Annotated in this window: 16 protein-coding genes; 3 read left to right on the plus strand and 13 right to left on the minus strand. The window is 64.9% G+C overall.

The genetic code is table 11. From position 1 onward, the window contains the following. Positions 1 to 483: 483 nt before the first annotated feature. From BRA62_RS05230 to BRA62_RS05290, 13 genes are all read right to left on the minus strand, one after another. Positions 484 to 1,569, minus strand: coding sequence for a DegT/DnrJ/EryC1/StrS family aminotransferase (locus BRA62_RS05230; protein WP_292365416.1), 1,086 nt, complete (start codon positions 1,567 to 1,569; stop codon positions 484 to 486). Beyond that, positions 1,566 to 2,165 (minus strand): N-acetyltransferase, encoded by a 600-nt coding sequence (locus tag BRA62_RS05235; RefSeq protein ID WP_292365418.1) that lies wholly within the window; start codon positions 2,163 to 2,165, stop codon positions 1,566 to 1,568. The genes BRA62_RS05230 and BRA62_RS05235 overlap by 4 nt, the downstream gene beginning before the upstream one ends. Beyond that, complete coding sequence (gene glmS, locus BRA62_RS05240) at positions 2,162 to 3,901, minus strand: glutamine--fructose-6-phosphate transaminase (isomerizing) (protein ID WP_292365420.1); 1,740 nt, start codon at positions 3,899 to 3,901, stop codon at positions 2,162 to 2,164. The genes BRA62_RS05235 and glmS overlap by 4 nt, the downstream gene beginning before the upstream one ends. Beyond that, positions 3,902 to 5,056, minus strand: coding sequence for a bifunctional sugar-1-phosphate nucleotidylyltransferase/acetyltransferase (glmU, locus tag BRA62_RS05245; RefSeq protein ID WP_331518890.1), 1,155 nt, complete (start codon positions 5,054 to 5,056; stop codon positions 3,902 to 3,904). A gap of 1 nt (position 5,057) precedes the next feature. Continuing rightward, positions 5,058 to 6,257, minus strand: coding sequence for a bifunctional sugar-1-phosphate nucleotidylyltransferase/acetyltransferase (gene glmU, locus BRA62_RS05250; protein ID WP_292365422.1), 1,200 nt, complete (start codon positions 6,255 to 6,257; stop codon positions 5,058 to 5,060). 4 nt (positions 6,258 to 6,261) lie between these two features. Further along, positions 6,262 to 7,518 carry a phosphopentomutase/phosphoglucosamine mutase gene (locus tag BRA62_RS05255; RefSeq protein WP_292365423.1) on the minus strand — a complete coding sequence of 419 codons (1,257 nt, stop codon included), beginning with the start codon at positions 7,516 to 7,518 and terminating at the stop codon, positions 6,262 to 6,264. 37 nt (positions 7,519 to 7,555) lie between these two features. Next, the gene (locus BRA62_RS05260) at positions 7,556 to 8,161 is read right to left on the minus strand and encodes a hypothetical protein (RefSeq protein ID WP_292365425.1); all 606 of its coding nucleotides are present in this window, start codon (positions 8,159 to 8,161) and stop codon (positions 7,556 to 7,558) included. Positions 8,162 to 8,163: 2 nt separating this feature from the next. Next, positions 8,164 to 8,772, minus strand: coding sequence for a cyclase family protein (locus BRA62_RS05265; protein WP_292365427.1), 609 nt, complete (start codon positions 8,770 to 8,772; stop codon positions 8,164 to 8,166). Beyond that, the gene (locus tag BRA62_RS05270; protein ID WP_292365429.1) at positions 8,769 to 9,434 is read right to left on the minus strand and encodes a protein-L-isoaspartate(D-aspartate) O-methyltransferase; all 666 of its coding nucleotides are present in this window, start codon (positions 9,432 to 9,434) and stop codon (positions 8,769 to 8,771) included. Before BRA62_RS05270 ends, BRA62_RS05265 begins: the two co-directional genes overlap by 4 nt. A gap of 15 nt (positions 9,435 to 9,449) precedes the next feature. Then, on the minus strand, positions 9,450 to 10,571 hold the full coding sequence (locus tag BRA62_RS05275) for a SufB/SufD family protein (protein WP_394339990.1): 1,122 nt from the start codon (positions 10,569 to 10,571) through the stop codon (positions 9,450 to 9,452). After that, positions 10,547 to 11,278, minus strand: coding sequence for an ABC transporter ATP-binding protein (locus BRA62_RS05280; RefSeq protein WP_292365431.1), 732 nt, complete (start codon positions 11,276 to 11,278; stop codon positions 10,547 to 10,549). The genes BRA62_RS05275 and BRA62_RS05280 overlap by 25 nt, the downstream gene beginning before the upstream one ends. Before the next feature lie 374 nt (positions 11,279 to 11,652). Continuing rightward, complete coding sequence (locus tag BRA62_RS05285; RefSeq protein ID WP_292365433.1) at positions 11,653 to 12,756, minus strand: hypothetical protein; 1,104 nt, start codon at positions 12,754 to 12,756, stop codon at positions 11,653 to 11,655. 4 nt (positions 12,757 to 12,760) lie between these two features. After that, a complete protein-coding gene (locus tag BRA62_RS05290) occupies positions 12,761 to 13,528 on the minus strand; it encodes a TIGR01458 family HAD-type hydrolase (protein WP_292365435.1) in 768 nt (255 codons plus the stop codon). Between the two features lie 133 nt (positions 13,529 to 13,661). Here BRA62_RS05290 and BRA62_RS05295 point away from each other — a divergent pair, with 133 nt between their 5' ends. From BRA62_RS05295 to BRA62_RS05305, 3 genes are all read left to right on the plus strand, one after another. Further along, a complete protein-coding gene (locus BRA62_RS05295) occupies positions 13,662 to 14,165 on the plus strand; it encodes a hypothetical protein (RefSeq protein ID WP_292365437.1) in 504 nt (167 codons plus the stop codon). An 84-nt stretch (positions 14,166 to 14,249) separates the two neighbouring features. After that, positions 14,250 to 15,329 (plus strand): ribonuclease H-like domain-containing protein, encoded by a 1,080-nt coding sequence (locus BRA62_RS05300; RefSeq protein ID WP_292365439.1) that lies wholly within the window; start codon positions 14,250 to 14,252, stop codon positions 15,327 to 15,329. After that, positions 15,310 to 17,562 (plus strand): DEAD/DEAH box helicase, encoded by a 2,253-nt coding sequence (locus tag BRA62_RS05305; protein WP_292365440.1) that lies wholly within the window; start codon positions 15,310 to 15,312, stop codon positions 17,560 to 17,562. Before BRA62_RS05300 ends, BRA62_RS05305 begins: the two co-directional genes overlap by 20 nt. Positions 17,563 to 17,572 lie beyond the last annotated feature (10 nt).

Here is a 17,572-nt window from a genome sequence, read left to right on the forward strand (position 1 = left end):
CCGCCTGCTTCGCTGAAATTTGACCTTGACCTGTACCCGGGTTTCAAGCCCCTTTTGCACGATGTCAGAGTGTTTTCCCCGCCTCATAGGCTCAGAAGCAACCACGTGCGCCGTCTCGGGCAAGAGTACTTTGCTACGTTCAGGGGATGGTCACTTCAATCCGGCTACCCTGGATCCGGCAGCGGTGCAGATGCCCCGGGTGCGCCGGTGTTTGGAGGCTTTCCGGGGCACTGTGCCTTACCTGTCCTGCCGCGGTGTGATCTCCGACATTAAAATATCCCTCTGCGGCACAGATAACTATATCGCTTCGATAAAATCTTATATTTATTCTCTCTCATAAAATCCGGCCACGGCACCCGTTGGATTCCGGAGGGCGATCTCTGGTGGCCTACAGCTTGCGAAGGAGATCCGCCAGGCCGCTGGCAAACGTGCTGATCGGATGCTCTTCGATAAAAAAGAGTATTTGGCCCTTCATCTTCTCGGTCAGGAGAGTTCCCGCACCGCGTCGCAGATATACGCCAGTTCTTCTTCCGTCACCGCCGGGTGGACGGGCAGGCTCACGACCGATGCCGCAAGGTCGTCCGCAACCGGGCAGGAAGCGCGCTCGTTTTCGTAGACGGGCTGCCGGTTGACGGGGATGGGGTAGTGGACGGCGGTCCCGACCCCCCGCTCCGCGAGAGCGTTCATGAACGCGTCCCTCGTGAGCGGGTAGCTGGCGGGGAGCCTCGTCACGTACTGGTGGTAGACGTGCCGGACGCCCGGCGCGACGTGGGGCGTCGTGAGTCCCGTGCCCGCAAGGTGGCGGTCGAGGTACCGGGCGTTCTCTATCCGGCGCTCGTTGAACCCCTCGACCCGGCCGAGCTGCACGAGGCCGATGGCGGCGGCGATGTTCGTCATCCGGTAGTTGTAGCCGACGGCCGAGTGAAGGTACTTCCGGCTCTGGCCGTGGTTGATGAGGAGCCGGACTTGCTTCGCAAAGCCGTCGTCGTCGGTCGTAACCATGCCCCCTTCGCCGGTGGTCATGTTCTTCGTCGGGTAAAACGAGAAGCAGGCAAGGTCGGCGAGGCTCCCCGCCCGTTTCCCGTGGTACTCCGCGCCGTGGGCCTGGGCCGCGTCCTCGACGAGGACGAGGTTGTGGTCGTCGCAGACCTCGCGAACCGCACTGACGTCGAACGGCTGCCCGAAGAGGTGGACCCCGACGATCGCCCGGGTGTCGGGGCGGACGAGGGCCGCGACCGAGTCCGGGTCGATGTTGAACGTTTCCGGATCGACGTCTGCGAAGAGCGGTGTCGCTCCGCACATCGAGACGCTTGACGCCGTCGCAAAGAACGTGAACGCCGGGACGACCACCGAGTCCCCCGGCCCGACGCCGGCGGCGAGGAGAGCCGCATGGAGCGCCGCGGTGCCCGAGTTGACGCCGATCGCGTGGGTTGCACCGCAGTAGTCCGCGAACCGCGACTCGAAATCCGCAACGACCGACCCCTGGGCCAGCATCCCCGATCGCATCACATCGGCAACGGCCGCGATCTCCTCCTCGCCGACGAGCGGCCGGGCGACGGGGATCTTCACGGGCACCGCCTCGCTTCAGGGGGGAGCGGCCGGAACCGTGCGGGAGTCCCCACCGCGAGCATTCCCGGCGGGACGTCCTTCGTCACCACCGCTCCCGCGGCGACGAACGCACCCTCGCCGACGGTGACGCCGGGGAGGATCGTTGCGTTCGCACCGATGACGGCATCGTCCCCGATCACCGGGCCCCGGAGGGATTCGTGGGGGCCGGGCGGATAGCGGTCGTTCGTCAGCACGGCGTTCGGGCCCACGAAGACCCGGTCGCCGATCCGGGCGCCGGTGGGGATGTAGACCAGGCTCTGGAGCCGGACGTCGTCGCCGATCGTGCAGTCGCCCTCGATCACCGCCGCCGTTCCGATCGCGACCCTGTCGCCGACGGTCGTCTTTTCGCGGATCAGCACGTTATGGCCGGTCTGGAAGGTATCGCCGATAACGACGTCGCAGTAGATGATCGTGCCCGACCGGAGGACTGCGTTCCTCCCGATGGTGGTGCCGGGGTAGTCTTCCTCTCCCATCCGGTCGCGGGAAGGAAACCCGATGGTCACCGGCTCGAATATCGTCGCCCCCTCGCCGAGGGCGTTGTGTCCATACTCAATCATTCAACGGTCACGCTCTTTGCCAGGTTTCGCGGCTTGTCGACATCCCGCTGCAGGGCACACGCGGTGTGGTAGGCCAGCAGCTGCAGGACGACCGACGCGGTCAGCACCTGCACCAGAAGGTGTGTGTTCGGAATAGGGATGAAGATGTCCACGATCTCGGCAAGTTCCGTATCGCCGGCAACGCCGAGAGCGATGATCGGCGCTTTCCGTGCCTTCATCTCCTTGATGTTCGAGGCCATCACGCCGTAGGTCGGCCCGGGGGTGCAGACGGCGACCACCGGCGTCTCGGGAGTGAGCAGAGCAAACGGCCCGTGTTTCAGTTCTCCCGCCGCATACCCTTCGGCGTGGACGTAACTGATCTCCTTCATCTTCAGGGCGCCTTCCATCGAAACCGGGTAAAACGGCCCTCTTCCCACGAAGAAGACGTGCTCGGCCTTCGAACAGAGGGCGACCGCCTCCTTGATGTCCTGGAGGAGGACGTCGCCGATGGCCAGGTGCGCGTGCGACAGAGCATCGTTGAACGCCCCCTCGCACCGCAGATTGACGATCTGCATCAGAGCCGCAAGCTGTGCCGTGTAGGACTTGGTTGCGGCGACGCCGATCTCGGGGCCGGCCCGCATGAGCAGGGTCTCGTCCGCAACCCGGGTGACCGTGCTCCCCTGCATGTTGGTGATGGCGAGCGTGGGGCAGTTGCGGGCTTTCGCCATCTTCAAGGCGGCAATCGTATCCGCGGTCTCCCCCGACTGCGAGACCGCGATCACGAGGCCGCGGAGGGGCGGGGTGAAGTACTTGAACTCCGAACCCATCTCGACCCGTACCGGTATGCTGCAGAGCGGTTCGGCCAGATACTTGAAGGCCAGGGCGGTGTGGTAGGACGTCCCGCACGCGACCAGGGTGATCTCGCCTGCTTCCATGACCATCTGCCGGACGCGATCGTCGATGCCCGCCCTGATGGTCTCGTAGAAGGACTGGGGCTGTTCGTAGATCTCTTTTAGCATGTAGTGGGCAAACCCGCCTTTCCGGGTATCCTCGACGCACCAGTCGATCAGTTCGACCGGGCGCTCCACTGCCCGGCCGTCGTGGTAGACGGTAAAACGGTCGGGCGTGATGTCGGCGACGTCGCCGTCCTCAAGGAAGATCACGCGTTCGGTGTACTCGAGGAGCGGCGTCATATCCGAGGCGGCAAAGATCTCGGCATCCCCGACACCGAGGACAAGCGGGCTTGCGTCGCGGGCGGCGACGATTCTCTGAGTGTCCTCCGCTATCGCGAGGACGGCGTATGAGCCTTTGAGCAGGGGCAGGGTCGCGTTGACAGCCGCGAGAAGGTCCCCGTCATAGTGCTCTTCGATGAGGTGTGCGATCACCTCGGTATCGGTCTCGGACCGGAAGATGTGGCCGCGCCCTTCGAGCTGGCGCTTCAATTCGCTGTAATTCTCGATGATCCCGTTGTGCACCACGGCGATCTTCTTCTCACAGTCGGTATGCGGGTGGGCGTTGATGTCGCTCGGCTCGCCATGAGTGGCCCACCGGGTATGCCCGATCCCGGTGTACCCGTGGAGATTGGCCGCCCCGGCCTCGCCCTCCGAGATGCGGCCGGCCTTTTTGTAGACCCCGATCGCACTCCCGACCGTCGCGATGCCGAAGGAGTCGTAGCCCCGGTACTCAAGCCGCTTCAACCCCTGGATCAGGACCGGAGTTGCATCCCGTCTCCCGATATAGCCGACGATTCCACACATCTACATCACCCGTGTGCCGTCCTCGATGATGCCGACCACCGTCTTCCCTCCCTCGATGGTGACACTGTTACCGGCGATGCAGTTCTTAAACGTTGTGAATGGTGCCGCGCGGACTCCCTCGCCGAGGACTGCACCGAATTCCTCCTTCTGAATGCGGCCTCTGACCTCGATGAGGCTCGCGGAGGGGTGGGTGGTGGTATGGTCGGCGAGGATGCACCCCTGGCCGAAGACCGCCGAGACGATCCTCGAATGGGACCCGATCGTGACGTCGCTCATGATGAGTGAATCGCCGACGTAGGTGAACGGCTCGAGCACCGCCCGATCGCCGATGCTCGTATCGGGCATGATCACGGTGTTCGGGCCGATATTGCAGTTGCTCCCGATGGTGACGGGGCCGTAGATCACGGTGTTCGGGCCGACGGTCGTTCCGGTGCCGATGTGCACGGTGCCCCGGCGGATGACGGATGCGTCGACCGTTCCCCCGATCCCGGGAGTGATTCCCCGGAGCATCCGGCTGTTGAGTTTCAGGAGATCCCAGGGATAGACGGCATCCTGCCAGTCGTCTGCCGGGATCGCCCGTATCCGCCGGCCCGATGTGATCATGGCGGCGAGGGCGTCGGGGATCTCATTCGTCTGGAGGTAGGGGAAGACGTCGGGTTTGAACGAGTAGATTCCGGTCGATACGGTGAATGTCGGGGCGTCTTCGGGTTTTTCGATGATCTCGCGGACGAGGCCGTTCCTGATCACCACGACCCCGAAGTTCGAGGGGTTCGGGTGTTCGACCACGAGCATGGCGTTCTGCTCCTTCCTGATCCGGGCGATCGATTCCGCGTTGATGTAGTTGTCGCCGGGAAGAACGAGGAAGTCTTCCGTGATCTCTGATGCGGCCGCCCGGAGGGCATCCGCGGTCCCGAGCTGCCGCTCCTGGACGACGACCTGGATGGGAGCGTCGAGCCTGTTGAGGTGCCGGATGACGTCCTCCTTGCGATACCCGACGACAACCACGATGTCGCGGATCCCGTTCTCCAGCAGGGCGTCGATGACATACTCGATGATCGGCCGGTTTGCGACCGGGAGCATGGCTTTGGGCTTGCTCCGGGTGAGCGGCCGCAGACGACTCCCTTCTCCCGCTGCTAAAATGACTGCCTGCATCATATCACCTGATAATGGAACCGTCCTCGATGCATCCTTCCACCAGGGAGTGGGGAGCGATCTTCGCGTTGCTGCCGATGAGGCTCCCGACGTTGACCGAGCAGTTGATCCCGAAGAGGACGTCGTCGCCGATGATGGCGCCGAACTTCCTCCGCCCGGTGGTCTTCCCGCAGACCTTCACCGCACCGTTGTCGTGCCTGAGGTTTGCGACCTTGGTGCCCGCCCCGAAGTTGCACCCGCTCCCGACGATGCTGTCGCCCACGTAGTTGAAGTGCGGGATCTTTGTTCCCGACATGACGATGGAGTTCTTGATCTCGGTCGCGTGTCCGATGTGACAGCCGTCGCCGATGGCGGTGGAGCCCCGGATGTAGGCGTGGGGGCCGATGACGCAGTTCTCGCCGATGACGCAGGACCCCTCGATGTAGGTCCCGGCCCGGATAACGGTCCCTTTCCCGATGCTGACCGTCTCTGGGATTGTGCACCCATCTTCGATAGTGCCGTGCCGTTCGTGGGAGAGCGAAGAGATGAGTGCCTCGTTTGCGTCGAGGAGGTCCCACGGCTGCCCCACGTCGAGCCAGTAGTCCAGCGGGTATGTCCTGAGCGTCCCTCCCCCGATATAGGATGAGAGTGCGTCGGTCAGCTCGAACTCGCCCCGCCCCGATATCTTGAGCCCCGCAAGAAGGTCGAAGATGTCGGGGTCGAAGAGGTAGGCGCCGGCGTTGATCAGGTTGCTCTTCGGGTCTTCGGACTTCTCTTCAAGACCGGTGATGCGGTTCCCCTCGACCGTCACGACGCCGTAGTCCTGCGGGTGGTCTGTCTCGTGTATCCCCATGCAGGGAGCACCCATCCGGCCGAATTCCCGAATATCGTCTTTTTTGAGGACCATGTCTCCGTTGAGGAGGAGGAACCGGCCGTCGACCAAGCCTGCCGTTGCCCGCAGGGCGTCTGCCGTGCCGAGCTGGTGGCGCTGGGTCACGTAGGTGATCTTCACGCCGAAGTTGCTCCCGTCACCGAAATGGTTCCGGATCTCGCGCTCGAAGTAGCCGACGACAAAGATGAAATCGTTGATCCCCGCATCGCGGGCCGCGAGAACCAGGTGTTCCATCATCGGGCGGTTGGCTATGGGAAGCATCACCTTCGGACGGCGGGCGGTCAGAGGCCGCATCCGTTTCCCCTCTCCTGCTGCCAGTACGACACACTGCATACATTCACTCCAGAATACGTTTCGCTTGCTCAAGGGCGGCGTGCCCCAGGCCAAGCATCTCTTTCGCCTTTGCGGGCGTTCTTCCTTCGGCCGTGATCCGGATCTTCGGTTCGGTGCCGCTTGCACGGATCAGATACCAGCCGTCCTCGTCCTCGAACCGGATACCGTGCGTCGGCTCGTCTGCCCCCATCGCCGCCATGATCTCTCCCGGAGCATTGACCCGATACGACTCCCGGAGAAGGGTATACCGGGGCATCCGGTCGAGTTCCTCGGCGATCGACCACTCCGAGGCGATCTCGCAGAGCAGGGCCGCGGCGTAGATCCCGTCCGGGCAGTAAGAGTGCTCGGGAAAGATCCAGCTCCCCGATGCCTCCCCGCCGAAGTCTCCCCAGGAGAGGAGCTCTTCGGAGACGAAACTGTCGCCGACCGGCGTGCGGCGGACTTCCGCGACCTCCTCGATTGCCATGGAGGCGTCGACGGTGGTGACCAGCCGCTTCCGGTCGAGATATTTCGCGAAGAGCATGAGGAGGTGGTCTCCGTCGATGTAGCGGCCGCGCTCGTCGAACGCCATCATCCGGTCGGCGTCGCCGTCGTGGATCACCGCACACGCGGCCTCCCGTCGCCGGACGATCTCCCCGATGTAGGGGAGGTTTGCTTCAAGCGGCTCCGATGGACGGGCAAACCTCCCCGCGACGTTGCAGTTCAGCCCGATTACGGCTGCCCCGGCTCCGGCAAGAAGATCGGGGGTGATGACGCTTCCCGCACCGTTGCCGCAGTCGAGCACGGCCGCAACAGGCCTCTCCAGGCTGACCCGATCGAGGATCGTCTCCCGGTGGGCGTCTACCGCATCGATGGGAAAGGCGTGCCCCTGCTCGTCCCAGTTCTTCCAGTGTGTGGCGTGGAGCGCCTCTTCGAGTACGGCCTGCTGCCGGCGGGTGAACGACGACCCGTCGGGGTTGAACAGTTTGACCCCGTTGTAGGACTCGGGGTTATGCGAGGCGGTGATCATGCACCCTGCGTCAACGCATCCCGTCGCGTGCGCGACCGTCGGCGTGGGCGCGATGCCGCAGGAATAAACGGTTGCACCGGCCGAAAGCATCCCGGCAACGACGCTGTGCTCCAGCAGTTCGCTGGTCATGCGGGTATCCCGGCCGACGACGATCATTGAAGCACCGTCTGCGGTGGCTGCTCCGATACGGAGCGCGAGCTCGACGAGGCCGGGGCCGAACTCCTGCCGGATTCCGGAAGAGCCGAAAAGCATACTCCTGTATAATCCTTTCTTTCCTAAAAAAAGGTATTCATCGTCCGTAGGGACACCAGTGCTCGAGACTTATAAGGCCGCTGACCCCGGCGGTCGACGGCCCGAGGAATATCATTCGCTTCTCCGCCCGGTACTCGTCGATGCGGTCGATCCCCGCATCGGTCGTCATGCCGTCCCCGGCGACCAGGAAGAGGTCTGCCGCCTCCGGCGAGTCGACCACCTGGTCTCCGAGAGTCCGTTCGAGCACCGGCATCGGGCCGACGAGATAGACTCGTTTTCCGGCGACCTCGCGGGAGAGTTCCGCAAGGCAGGGGGCGTAGCAGTCGGGGGCGCAGGGCCGGAGTCTCCGTGCCAGGCAGAGGAACGCCGAGACGGCGTTGACGATCGCGCCTGCCGCCGCCCGCTGCTTCTGATTTGCAAGCGGCGCACCGAACATGAACGAGACCCGGGTGTTTGCCCGGAGGGGCTCGCTCGTGACGAACTGCCCGCTCCGGCCGCCGAACTGCCCTTCCATGCATACCCCTCCGGGATACTGGCAGACGTCTGCATCGTAGTTCACATTGAGCGCCACTACTCCGTCCTCGCACCCGTTGTCCGCGAGGATCGACTCCAGTTTTCCTATTGCATCGTGCCAGAAACTCACGTTTACTCCTCCATGTCCCGGAGGATCGCCCGCACGGGCGACCCGTCCGCACCTTTGACCCGTAACGGCAACGCCACCATGAAATAGTTTCCCTCCGGCACGGCGGAGAGGTCGAGCAGTTCGAGGATGACTGTCCCGCCCCCGAGCAGCCGGCGGTGGACCGAACCGTCGCCGCCGAATGCTTCGATCGAGGGGGCGTCGGTCCCGAGGCAGGTGATCCCGGCTTCAACGATGAGGTCTGCCGCCTCGAGGGAGAGCGCCGGGTAGCCGGGTTCGAACTCTCGCCGCTCAGAGAACCAGGTTTTCAGGAGGACCGTCCGGGTGCCGTCGAGACGGCCGGCGAGGCTGCCGGGACCGATGAACGCTTCCGCATCGCTGCAGTCGAGCACCCGTGCCGGTCCCGCGAGCACCCCGGGCGGGATCTCATCGACCGTCCGGCCTCCCTCGATGTAGTGCGACGGGGCGTCGATGTGCGTCCCGGTATGACTCCCGAGGGTCATCTCGGTCACGCGGTACTGCCCGTTGTCGATCTCGCGAAACCGGGGCCTGACGTCCCCGGGGTAGAGGACGGCATCCTCGGAGAGGCCCCGGGTGATGTCGTAGACCTTCACAGGGAACTTTCTCCCTTCCATCCGAACTGGCCGATCAGCGGCACGAAGCAGACGCCGCCGAGCGGGATCTTCTCCACCCTGCCTTCGCGTTTGACGAGTTTGATGAGATCCTGGCACTCCCGCGGCCCGACGGGAGCGATCAGCCGCCCGCCTTCCGCGAGCTGCTTTACCAGGGGTTTGGGGATCTCGGGCGATGCCGCCGTGACGATGACGGCATCGTACGGCGCTTCGGGAGGGTAGCCCTTCGTGCCGTCGCCGACGACGATCCGGACGCCGGTGACCCCCGCCCGGGCAAGGTTCTCTCGCGCCCGGGCGGCGATGTCCGGGAGGCGTTCGACGGAGATGACCGTGCCGGCGAGTTCCGCGAGGAGTGCGGCCTGGTAGCCGCTGCCGGTCCCGATCTCGAGCACCCGGTCCTGCGCCGACAGATCGAGCTGCTCGGTCATGACGGCGACGATGTAGGGCTGGGAGATGGTCTGCCCCTCCCCGATGGGAAGCGGCCGGTCCTCGTAGGCTGCCCGTTCCCAGTTCTCCGGTACAAAAACGTGGCGCGGGACTTTCCGTATCGCGGCAAGGACTCTCTCGTCCCTGACTCCCCGGTCCCGGATCTGGAACTCCACCATCTCCTCGCGTTTGTTCCGGTAGGGGTCGGTCTCCGCCATATTGCCTCGCGCGCGTCAGAAGCCTGATTCCGCTTTATCGATCGCGGCGTCGATCTGCTCCTGCAGGACTGCAGGCAGGCCGCTGATCTTCACATCCAAAAACCCGCGTATAATGGTTGCGGTGGCCTCCTCCTCGGAGAGCCCTCGTGCCATGAGGTACTCGATCTCGTGGCGGGCGATCTTGCCTACCGCGGCCTCGTGGGAGAGTTCGGTGCCGGTCACCCTGCCTTCAATCTCGGGAATGGCATGGATGATGCCGTCCTTTAAGATCAGGCCCTTGCACTCGATGTGGCCCCGGGTGTTATCCTTCTCGCCGAGGATGTGGCCCCGGGATATGATGGTGCCGCCGGTGGTGATCGCCCGGGTGATCAGTTCGGCGCTCGTGTGCTCGGCGCCGAGGATGGCGCGGGAACCCAGATCGAGGGTCGAGCCCGGTGTCGCGACGACGATGCTCGAGAACCGGGCCACGGCGTTCTTCCCGACCAGGCGCGCCGTCGGGTACATGTCGATCCGGTTGACCGGCTGCATGCAGACGTAGTTCGAGAGGAACGTCCCGTCCTCTTCGACGACGGTGGCGCTCCGCGGGAAGACGCTGATGCCGGGGTTCCAGTTGTGGATCATCGTGGACGTGACCTTGGCGCCTTTGCCGACGTAGATCTCGGTCACCCCGATATGCGCTCCGTGCTCTTTCTGCCAGGAGCTCGCGCAGCCGGAGATGATGTTGATCTCCGAGCCTTCCCTCGCGATGAAGATGTTGTGGACGTGCTGCACCGGCTCTTCGCGGAGGAAGAGGCAGGCCTGAAGGGGCATCTCGACCTTCACGCCTTCATGGGCGATGACGACGAGGCCCTGCGGGCTCTCCTGTTTCGCCAGGTACTGCGTATATTTGTCCTTATCGCGCGATACGGCGTTCCAGTAATAATCCTTCACCCAGTCGTACTTCTCGAGGGCGGCCTTGATGGGGATCATCTCGATCCCTTCGGCACCGCAGGTGGTCTGGATCACATCCTGGTCGATCTGGAAGAAACTCCCGCACCGATTCTGCATCTCGACTTCAAGGCCGGTCAGGGCGAGGCGTTCCCGGTCCTCCTGCGAGAGCTGCTCAATATCGGTTACATCTGTTTGCAACGTAGACACTCTCCGTATCCTTTCTCTTTGACCACGCGCAGGATCTCGCGGGGGTTCCCATGACACCGGATCTGGCCGTCGATCAGCACGTGCCCCTGATCGGCCTCGAGGTAATCGAGGATGTAGCCGGTGTGGGTGATAATGAGGCCGCTCCGGCGGCGGTTAATGATATGGACATCTTTATCGAGCAGGCCTGCGATCTCTTTGCCCATCAGGCTCATGTTCTCGAGGTCGACACCGCTCTCCGGCTCGTCCAGCATGAGGAAATCGGGCTGCTGGACCTTCAGTTGCAGGACCTCGCTCCGCTTGATCTCGCCGCCGGAGAACCCGACGTTGGTGTCCCGGGCGAGAAAGTCCTCCATATTGACCGTCTGCGCGAGCGCCTCGATCGCGTCTGCCCCCAGGTGAGACGTGGCGGCGAGGAGCTTTTCGAGTTTCAGTCCCGATATCGCGGGCGGGTGCTGAAACATCATGCCTATCCCGAGGTGGGCCCGCTCGTGGATCGACATCCCGGTAATATCCTGCCCTTTAAAGACGATGGACCCGGACGTGATCGTGTAGCCACCAAACCCCATGATGGCTTTGAGCAGCGTGCTCTTTCCCGAGCCGTTCGGCCCCATCAGGATATGGGTCTCCCCCTGCCCGATATGGAGGTTGATATCGTGGAGCTTCTCGGTGCCATCCACGCTCACGTGCAAATCACTGATATCCAGCATACGGCACTCCGTTCCATGTATTTGTCAGGGAATACATTAACACTTGCCAACGGAGCAATTACTTTTTCGACTGGTGAGAGTCCGGAGCGTAGCGATACCCGGTAAATCCCTGCGTAACGGGTGCAGAGTTCCGGGCGGACCTCCCGGCTCTTCACTTTCACCCCGCACGCGGCCTACGGTTAAGTGACGCCCTCACCTCGTTTCATGTATGGAAAGATCCGCATTCACCACGTTTGATTGTCTCGCCGAGCGGGCCGCCCGGTATCCGACTGTTGTTCGGCGCAGCCAGATGCATAAAGCGGCATACTTCGCCTCCAACGCCCCGACGAACCGCCCCCCTCTCAGGGTAGAGAGTCTGGCGTAAGTTCTCCCGGTCATCCCGCGAGGTATGCCCGGGCACGGAGGTACGACCCGGGCCGGTCGTAAGCGTGGGCGACGAGGTAGTTGTGGAGATCCACGGCAGCCTCCGCCTCAGCGAGCGGGGCGTTGTAAGCGTCTATCGCGTCGTTGTAGTCCCGGGCCTTCCGGTTGTATTCCGGGACGAGGCGGTTGTAATCCCGGATCTCCCCCGACCGGGAGAGAGCCGTCAGCCGTGCGCCGAGGACGTCGAGGGACGCTCTCTCCTCCTCGAGCTCCCGGTCGCGTGCCGCGAGTTCCGCCCCGAGTTCCTCGACCCGGTTGCGGGATGCCGCGAGGGCTCGTTCGATCGTCTCAATCTCGCCGCACGCCGCGTAGCACCGGTCTCCGCCCCCGACCGGGATCACGAGCGGGTCGGAGGAGAGGACCGTCCCGTCCGCGAGCGCCGCGGGCGGGATGCCCACGTAACTTGCGTTCGTGGCCTCGATGTAGGCGAAAGAAGTGTTGCGGTAGAAGCACCCGGTGCTCTCCACCCCGACGGCCATGTGCCCCTCGTCGCCGAAGTAGAGGAGCGCGACCCCATAACCCTCCCGTGCGAGGAGCCCGGCGAGGAGGAGGCTTTTGTCGTCGCAGTCGCCTTCGGCGTCCACGCAGGTCTCGATGGGAAACTTCGGCTCCACGATCGAGGCGTCGGTCTCATACGGGATGGACTGCACGAACGCGGCTATCAGTTCCAGGTAGCGGTCGTCGTCGAGCCCTTCCCGGTCCCGGATCTCCCGGAGGGCCGCAAGCAGATCCGCGTAAAAGGGTTCCTGGTGGGAGTCGTTGATGAACGCCAGGTAGTAGATCGGGATCCACTCCTCTTTTGAGAGGTCTTTAGAGAGGTAGAGTTGCCGATCCGCTTTCTTAGCGCCGGCGTAGACCGCCGGGTCTGGACTGACCCGGATCGTCTCCTCACCGTCCCCGAAGGGGAAGGTGTAGACCGGCGCCTGATCGAGGGCCGGCCCCTCGACCGGCACGATCGCCGGCGGGACGACCGCCGGGTGCAGGAGGCCGCCCAGGCACCCGGCGCCGAGTGCCGCGGCGACGAGGACGAGCGCGGTGAGGATCCGTTTCCACATGGTATCAGATGTAATCAGGGAGATCCGCGAGCGAGTCGATGACGAGGTCCGGCGTGATGCCTGAAGCGCGGACAGCCTCTTCCCGGTACTTGCCGGTCCTGACCAGGATGCCTTTCATCCCGGAGGCCCGGGCGCCGCCGATATCGGTGACGATGTCGTCGCCGACCATCGCCGCTTCGCGGGGGTCCGCCCCGATCTCGCGGAGCGCACGACGGAAGAACGCCGGGGAGGGTTTCCCGATCACCTCCGCCTCCTTTCCGGCGGCGTACTCGAGCGCGGCCACGAAGGGGCCGGCCGAGAGCATCAGCCCGTCCGGCCCCATCCAGTACCGGTCTTTCTCGAGCGCGACGAGGTCTGCACCGTCCACGAGAAGGCGGAAAGCCCGGTTCAGGCGCTCGTAGGCGAGGCTGTCGGCCGCGTCGGCGACCACGACCGCATCGGCATCCTCCTCAACGGCCGTGATGCCGGCCTCCTCGAAGTCTCTCCGGGCGTCGGGAGTGGTGAGGAGGAAGCACCGGGTCCGCCCTCCTTCCCGCAGGTGCGCGGCGGCGGCGACCGGGGCGGTGATGATCCAGGGTTCCGGGACGGCGTAGCCCAGATCCTGCAGGCGGGCGGCGACCGAGCGGCGGGATCGGCGGGTGGTGTTGGAGACGAACCGGTAAGGTGTTCCCCGCCGGTCGAGTTCCCGGAGTGTTTGGTCCGCTCCAACGACCGGCCGGTCGCCGACGTAGAGGACGCCGTCGATATCGATCAGGACTGCTCCGATCTTCATGTCTCTCCTTCTGTTGTCCGCGGGAGTATTTATGCGGTGCCCGGAGAGGCGCGGCGCAATCATGAGAACCTTCATGGGGTTGCAGGTGTAATCGCCCCCGATCCGAAACCGTCACGAGGAGGGGAAAGAGGATATGGATGTATTTGAACGGATACCGGTGGACGTACGATGGAAACTCGCCGCCCGGGAGGTCTCCGCGCTGCCGCTTGCCTACCGGCGGGCCATCAGGGACGGCGCCGACGATCAGCTCTACAACGAGATCGAGCGGGCGGTATGGCGGGAGCAGGGCCGGGAAGCGGGCGTCATCGCCCGTGCTTTCGGGATGCCGCTCGGAAACGCCCGGGAGGTTGCGGAAGCGTTTGCGGCGGCGACAGGGGTGCTCTTCGGGCCGGAATACCGGTATGAGGTCAAAGACTCAGCACCGGACGAGGCGATCCTGACCGTCCGGAAGTGCGCGATGACCACCCGGGCAAAAGAGCAGGGGGAGAACCCTCTTGCCGTCTGCAACGCCTGTCACGCCTACTCAAAAGCCGCGATACCCGACCTGAACCGGGACTACACGTTGAAGTACCGGAGTGCCATCTGTGCCGGCGACGGTACATGCTCGATCGTGGTGAGGCCTGCACGGCGGGAGTGATCTCGGGGAGACCGTTCCTTCGTTCACTTTCACCACACGGGGGTCAGGTTCAATTCCGGCAGGATCCAACCTTCTGTCGACAGGATGGCTCACCCGTTCGATCAGGCAGGGAGGCTGTGGCGGGCCCGGATTGACCGGGCCGGGGAATACGATCTCGCTAATGAGAGCGAGGGTTTTCTCCCCGCCCCCTGGTCCTCGTTCGTCCCCCGCTCCGACTACGACAGGGCCCGGAGACTCCGGGACGACCTTGTTGCCGGGTACCGGGGCCGGGCATTCGAGGATGTCTTCTGCGGCCGGGAGGTTGCATGTCCCTCCGGGACGTGTTTCGTCCTCGAATCCCGGAGCGCCATGGATCTCGACGGCCGCGACCCGGCCCGGGCGGCGGCGGCCGTCCTCGGCGACCTCAAACTGGTCCGCGGCATCGGCGAAGTGACGGAGCGGAGGCTGAAGGGGCGGGGCTACCGGACGGTTGCCGATCTTGCCCGGCACCCGCTCTACCGGCGGGAGGCCGTACGCCTTCTCGATACGGTGGCGCAGGGAAACACCTGCGATCTTCTGGAGTGGATCGGGCGGCGGCACCGGCGAAGCGACCCGCTCCTCCTCGAGGCCAGCCGGTTCCATGCCCCCGAAGACTTCGTCTTCCTCGACATCGAGACGCTGGGGCTCTTCTCCCGGCCGATCATCCTGATCGGCCTCGCCCGGGTCCGGGGCGGATCGATCGCCGTCCGCCAGTACCTGCTCCGGTCGGTCGTTGAGGAGGAAGCGGTGCTTACCGCTGTTCTTCCCGGCCTGGAAGCGGAAGGCACGGCCCTCGTCACCTTCAACGGCCGGACGTTCGACCTCCCCTATATCCGGGAACGGCTCGCCTACTACGGCATCCTGGCAGACCTCGGCATGCCTCATTTTGACGTCCTCCACTTTGCACGCCGCCGCTGGAGGGACTCGCTCGCCACCTGCCGGCTCGGCGCGCTCGAGACCGGGGTCCTCGGCGTCGACCGGGAAAACGACGTTCCGGGCCGGATGGTGCCGGAGTTTTACGACGCCTACCAGCGGACGGGAAACCCCGGCCCGCTCGTCCCGGTGGTGGAGCATAACCGGCAGGACCTCGTCTCGCTCGCCAGGCTTTTTGCCATACTCCGGGGGGATGGCGACGGCGGTGCGTGACTTCCTCGGCCTGCTCGCGGCCGACCCCGGCTTTCGGGAGCAGGTCGTGCATATCGAGCCCGTCCCTCCCCGGAGAGCCCGGTACGGAGACCTCTCCCGCCCCCTCCCGGACGGACTCCGGGCCTACTGCGACGGAAAGGGGGTCCGGCTCTACACCCACCAGTGCGCGGCGATCGAGCACCTGCGGGCGGGGGAGAACGTCATCATCACCACCCCGACCGCGAGCGGGAAGACGCTCGCGTTCCTGCTCCCGGTCTTCGAACGCCTCGCCGCCGACCCCGCCGCGACCGCGCTCTTCCTCTACCCGACGAAAGCGCTCGCGAACGACCAGGTGAAGGTGGTCCGGGAACTGGAGAGATCCTCCGGGATCGGGGTGGATGCCGCCATCTACGACGGCGACACGCCCGCCGGGAGGCGCCCGGCGATCCGGGAGCGCTCAAGGGTCATCCTCTCGAACCCGCACGAGCTCCACCGGGTCCTCGCCTGGCACGTGAAGTGGAGCCGGTTTTTCCGCAACCTCCGGTTCGTGGTGGTCGACGAGGCGCACCGTTACCGCGGCGTCGCGGGGTCGCATATGGCCATGCTCCTCCGCCGCCTTGCACGTATCGCCGGGCACTACGGCGCCCGCCCGCAGTTCGTCCTCTCCTCCGCCACCCTTGCAAACCCCGCGGAGTTCGCCGCCCGCCTGACCGGGGAGGAGGCGATCCCTGTCGGAGAGGACGGGTCGCCGGCGGGTGCAAAGACGTTCGTCCTCTGCAACCCCTCTGCCGGCGGCGGCGGGCGGTCCGTCCATTCGGTGACAAAAGACCTTCTCCTCACGTTGGTGGAGAGCGGGTGCCGGACGCTCTGTTTCACTGTCTCCCGGAAACTTGCCGAACTGATCGCGATCCGGTCCGGCAGCGTCCCCGGGATAAGCACCTACCGGGCCGGCTATCTCCCAAAAGACCGCCGGGCGATCGAGGACGCCCTTAAAGACGGCAGTCTCCGCGGCGTCGTGACGACGAACGCCCTCGAACTCGGGATCGATATCGGGTCGCTTGACGGTGTCATCTCCGGGTATCCCGGGACGATGATCTCGGTCCGGCAGCAGGCGGGACGGTCCGGGCGCCGCTCCGGCGAGTCGTTTGCCGTCCTCGTCGCGTTCGAGAACCCGCTCGACCAGTATTTCATGCGCCACCTGCAGGCGTTCTTCTCGCGCCCCTGCGAGCACGCCGTCGTGGATACGGGGAACCCCTACATCCTCTCGGGCCACCTCCTCTGCGCGGCGGCGGAACTCCCGGTCGACCCGGAGCGCGACGGCCGCTGGTTCGGCGCGGATCTGCCGGAGATGCTTGCGGCGTTCGAGCGGGTCCACCTGCTCCGGAAGGCCTCGAGGGGCTGGATATACGCCGGACAGGGGCGGGCGGCGGATACGGTCGGCCTCGACGCCGTCTCTTCCGATACCTTCCGGGTGATGCACGGGGCGAGGCTGCTTGAGACGATGGATCGGGGGCAGGCCTACCGGGAGGGACACCCGGGTGCCGTCCTCCTCCACCGGGGGGAGACCTATGCGGTGACCGGGATGGACCTCGACCGGCAGACGATCCGGGTGGAGGAGACCGATACGGATACCTACACTCAGCCTCTCTCCACCACCGACGTGGCGGTCGTGCGGGAACTCCGGTGCCGCGATATCGGCGGCGTGCAGGTCTCGTTCGGCGACGTCACGGTCACCGAAGAGGTCGTCGGGTATACGGTGCGCCACTACGGCCGGGCCGTGAGTTACCACCGGCTGGACCTCCCGCCGCTCCACCTTGAGACGAAGGCTCTCTGGTTCATCCTGCCGGATCGGGCGGCGGAAGCGGTCGCCGCCGGGGGGCGGGACCTTGCCGGCGGGCTGCACGGTGCGGAGCACGCCCTGATCGCCGTCATGCCCCATCATGCCGTCTGCGACCGCCGCGATATCGGCGGGCTCTCGACCCCTCTCCACCCCGCGACCGGTGCGCCGACGATATTCGTCTACGACGGATACGAGGGCGGGATCGGGCTTGCGGAGAAGGCGTTCGATCTCCTTCCCGCGATCACCGGGACGGCGCACGAGCTGGTCCGCGACTGCGGGTGCGCCGCGGGATGCCCGGCATGCATCTACTCGCCGAAGTGCGGGAACCAGAACCAGCCGCTCGACAGGGTTGCGGCTGTTATGATCCTCGGCGACCTTGCCGGACGGCTCTCTGTCATGGGAGCCCCCCTCTGAACCCCTGACC

Source organism: Methanoculleus sp. UBA208, from assembly GCF_002498065.1.
In the GTDB taxonomy this organism is placed as follows: Archaea; Halobacteriota; Methanomicrobia; order Methanomicrobiales; family Methanoculleaceae; genus Methanoculleus.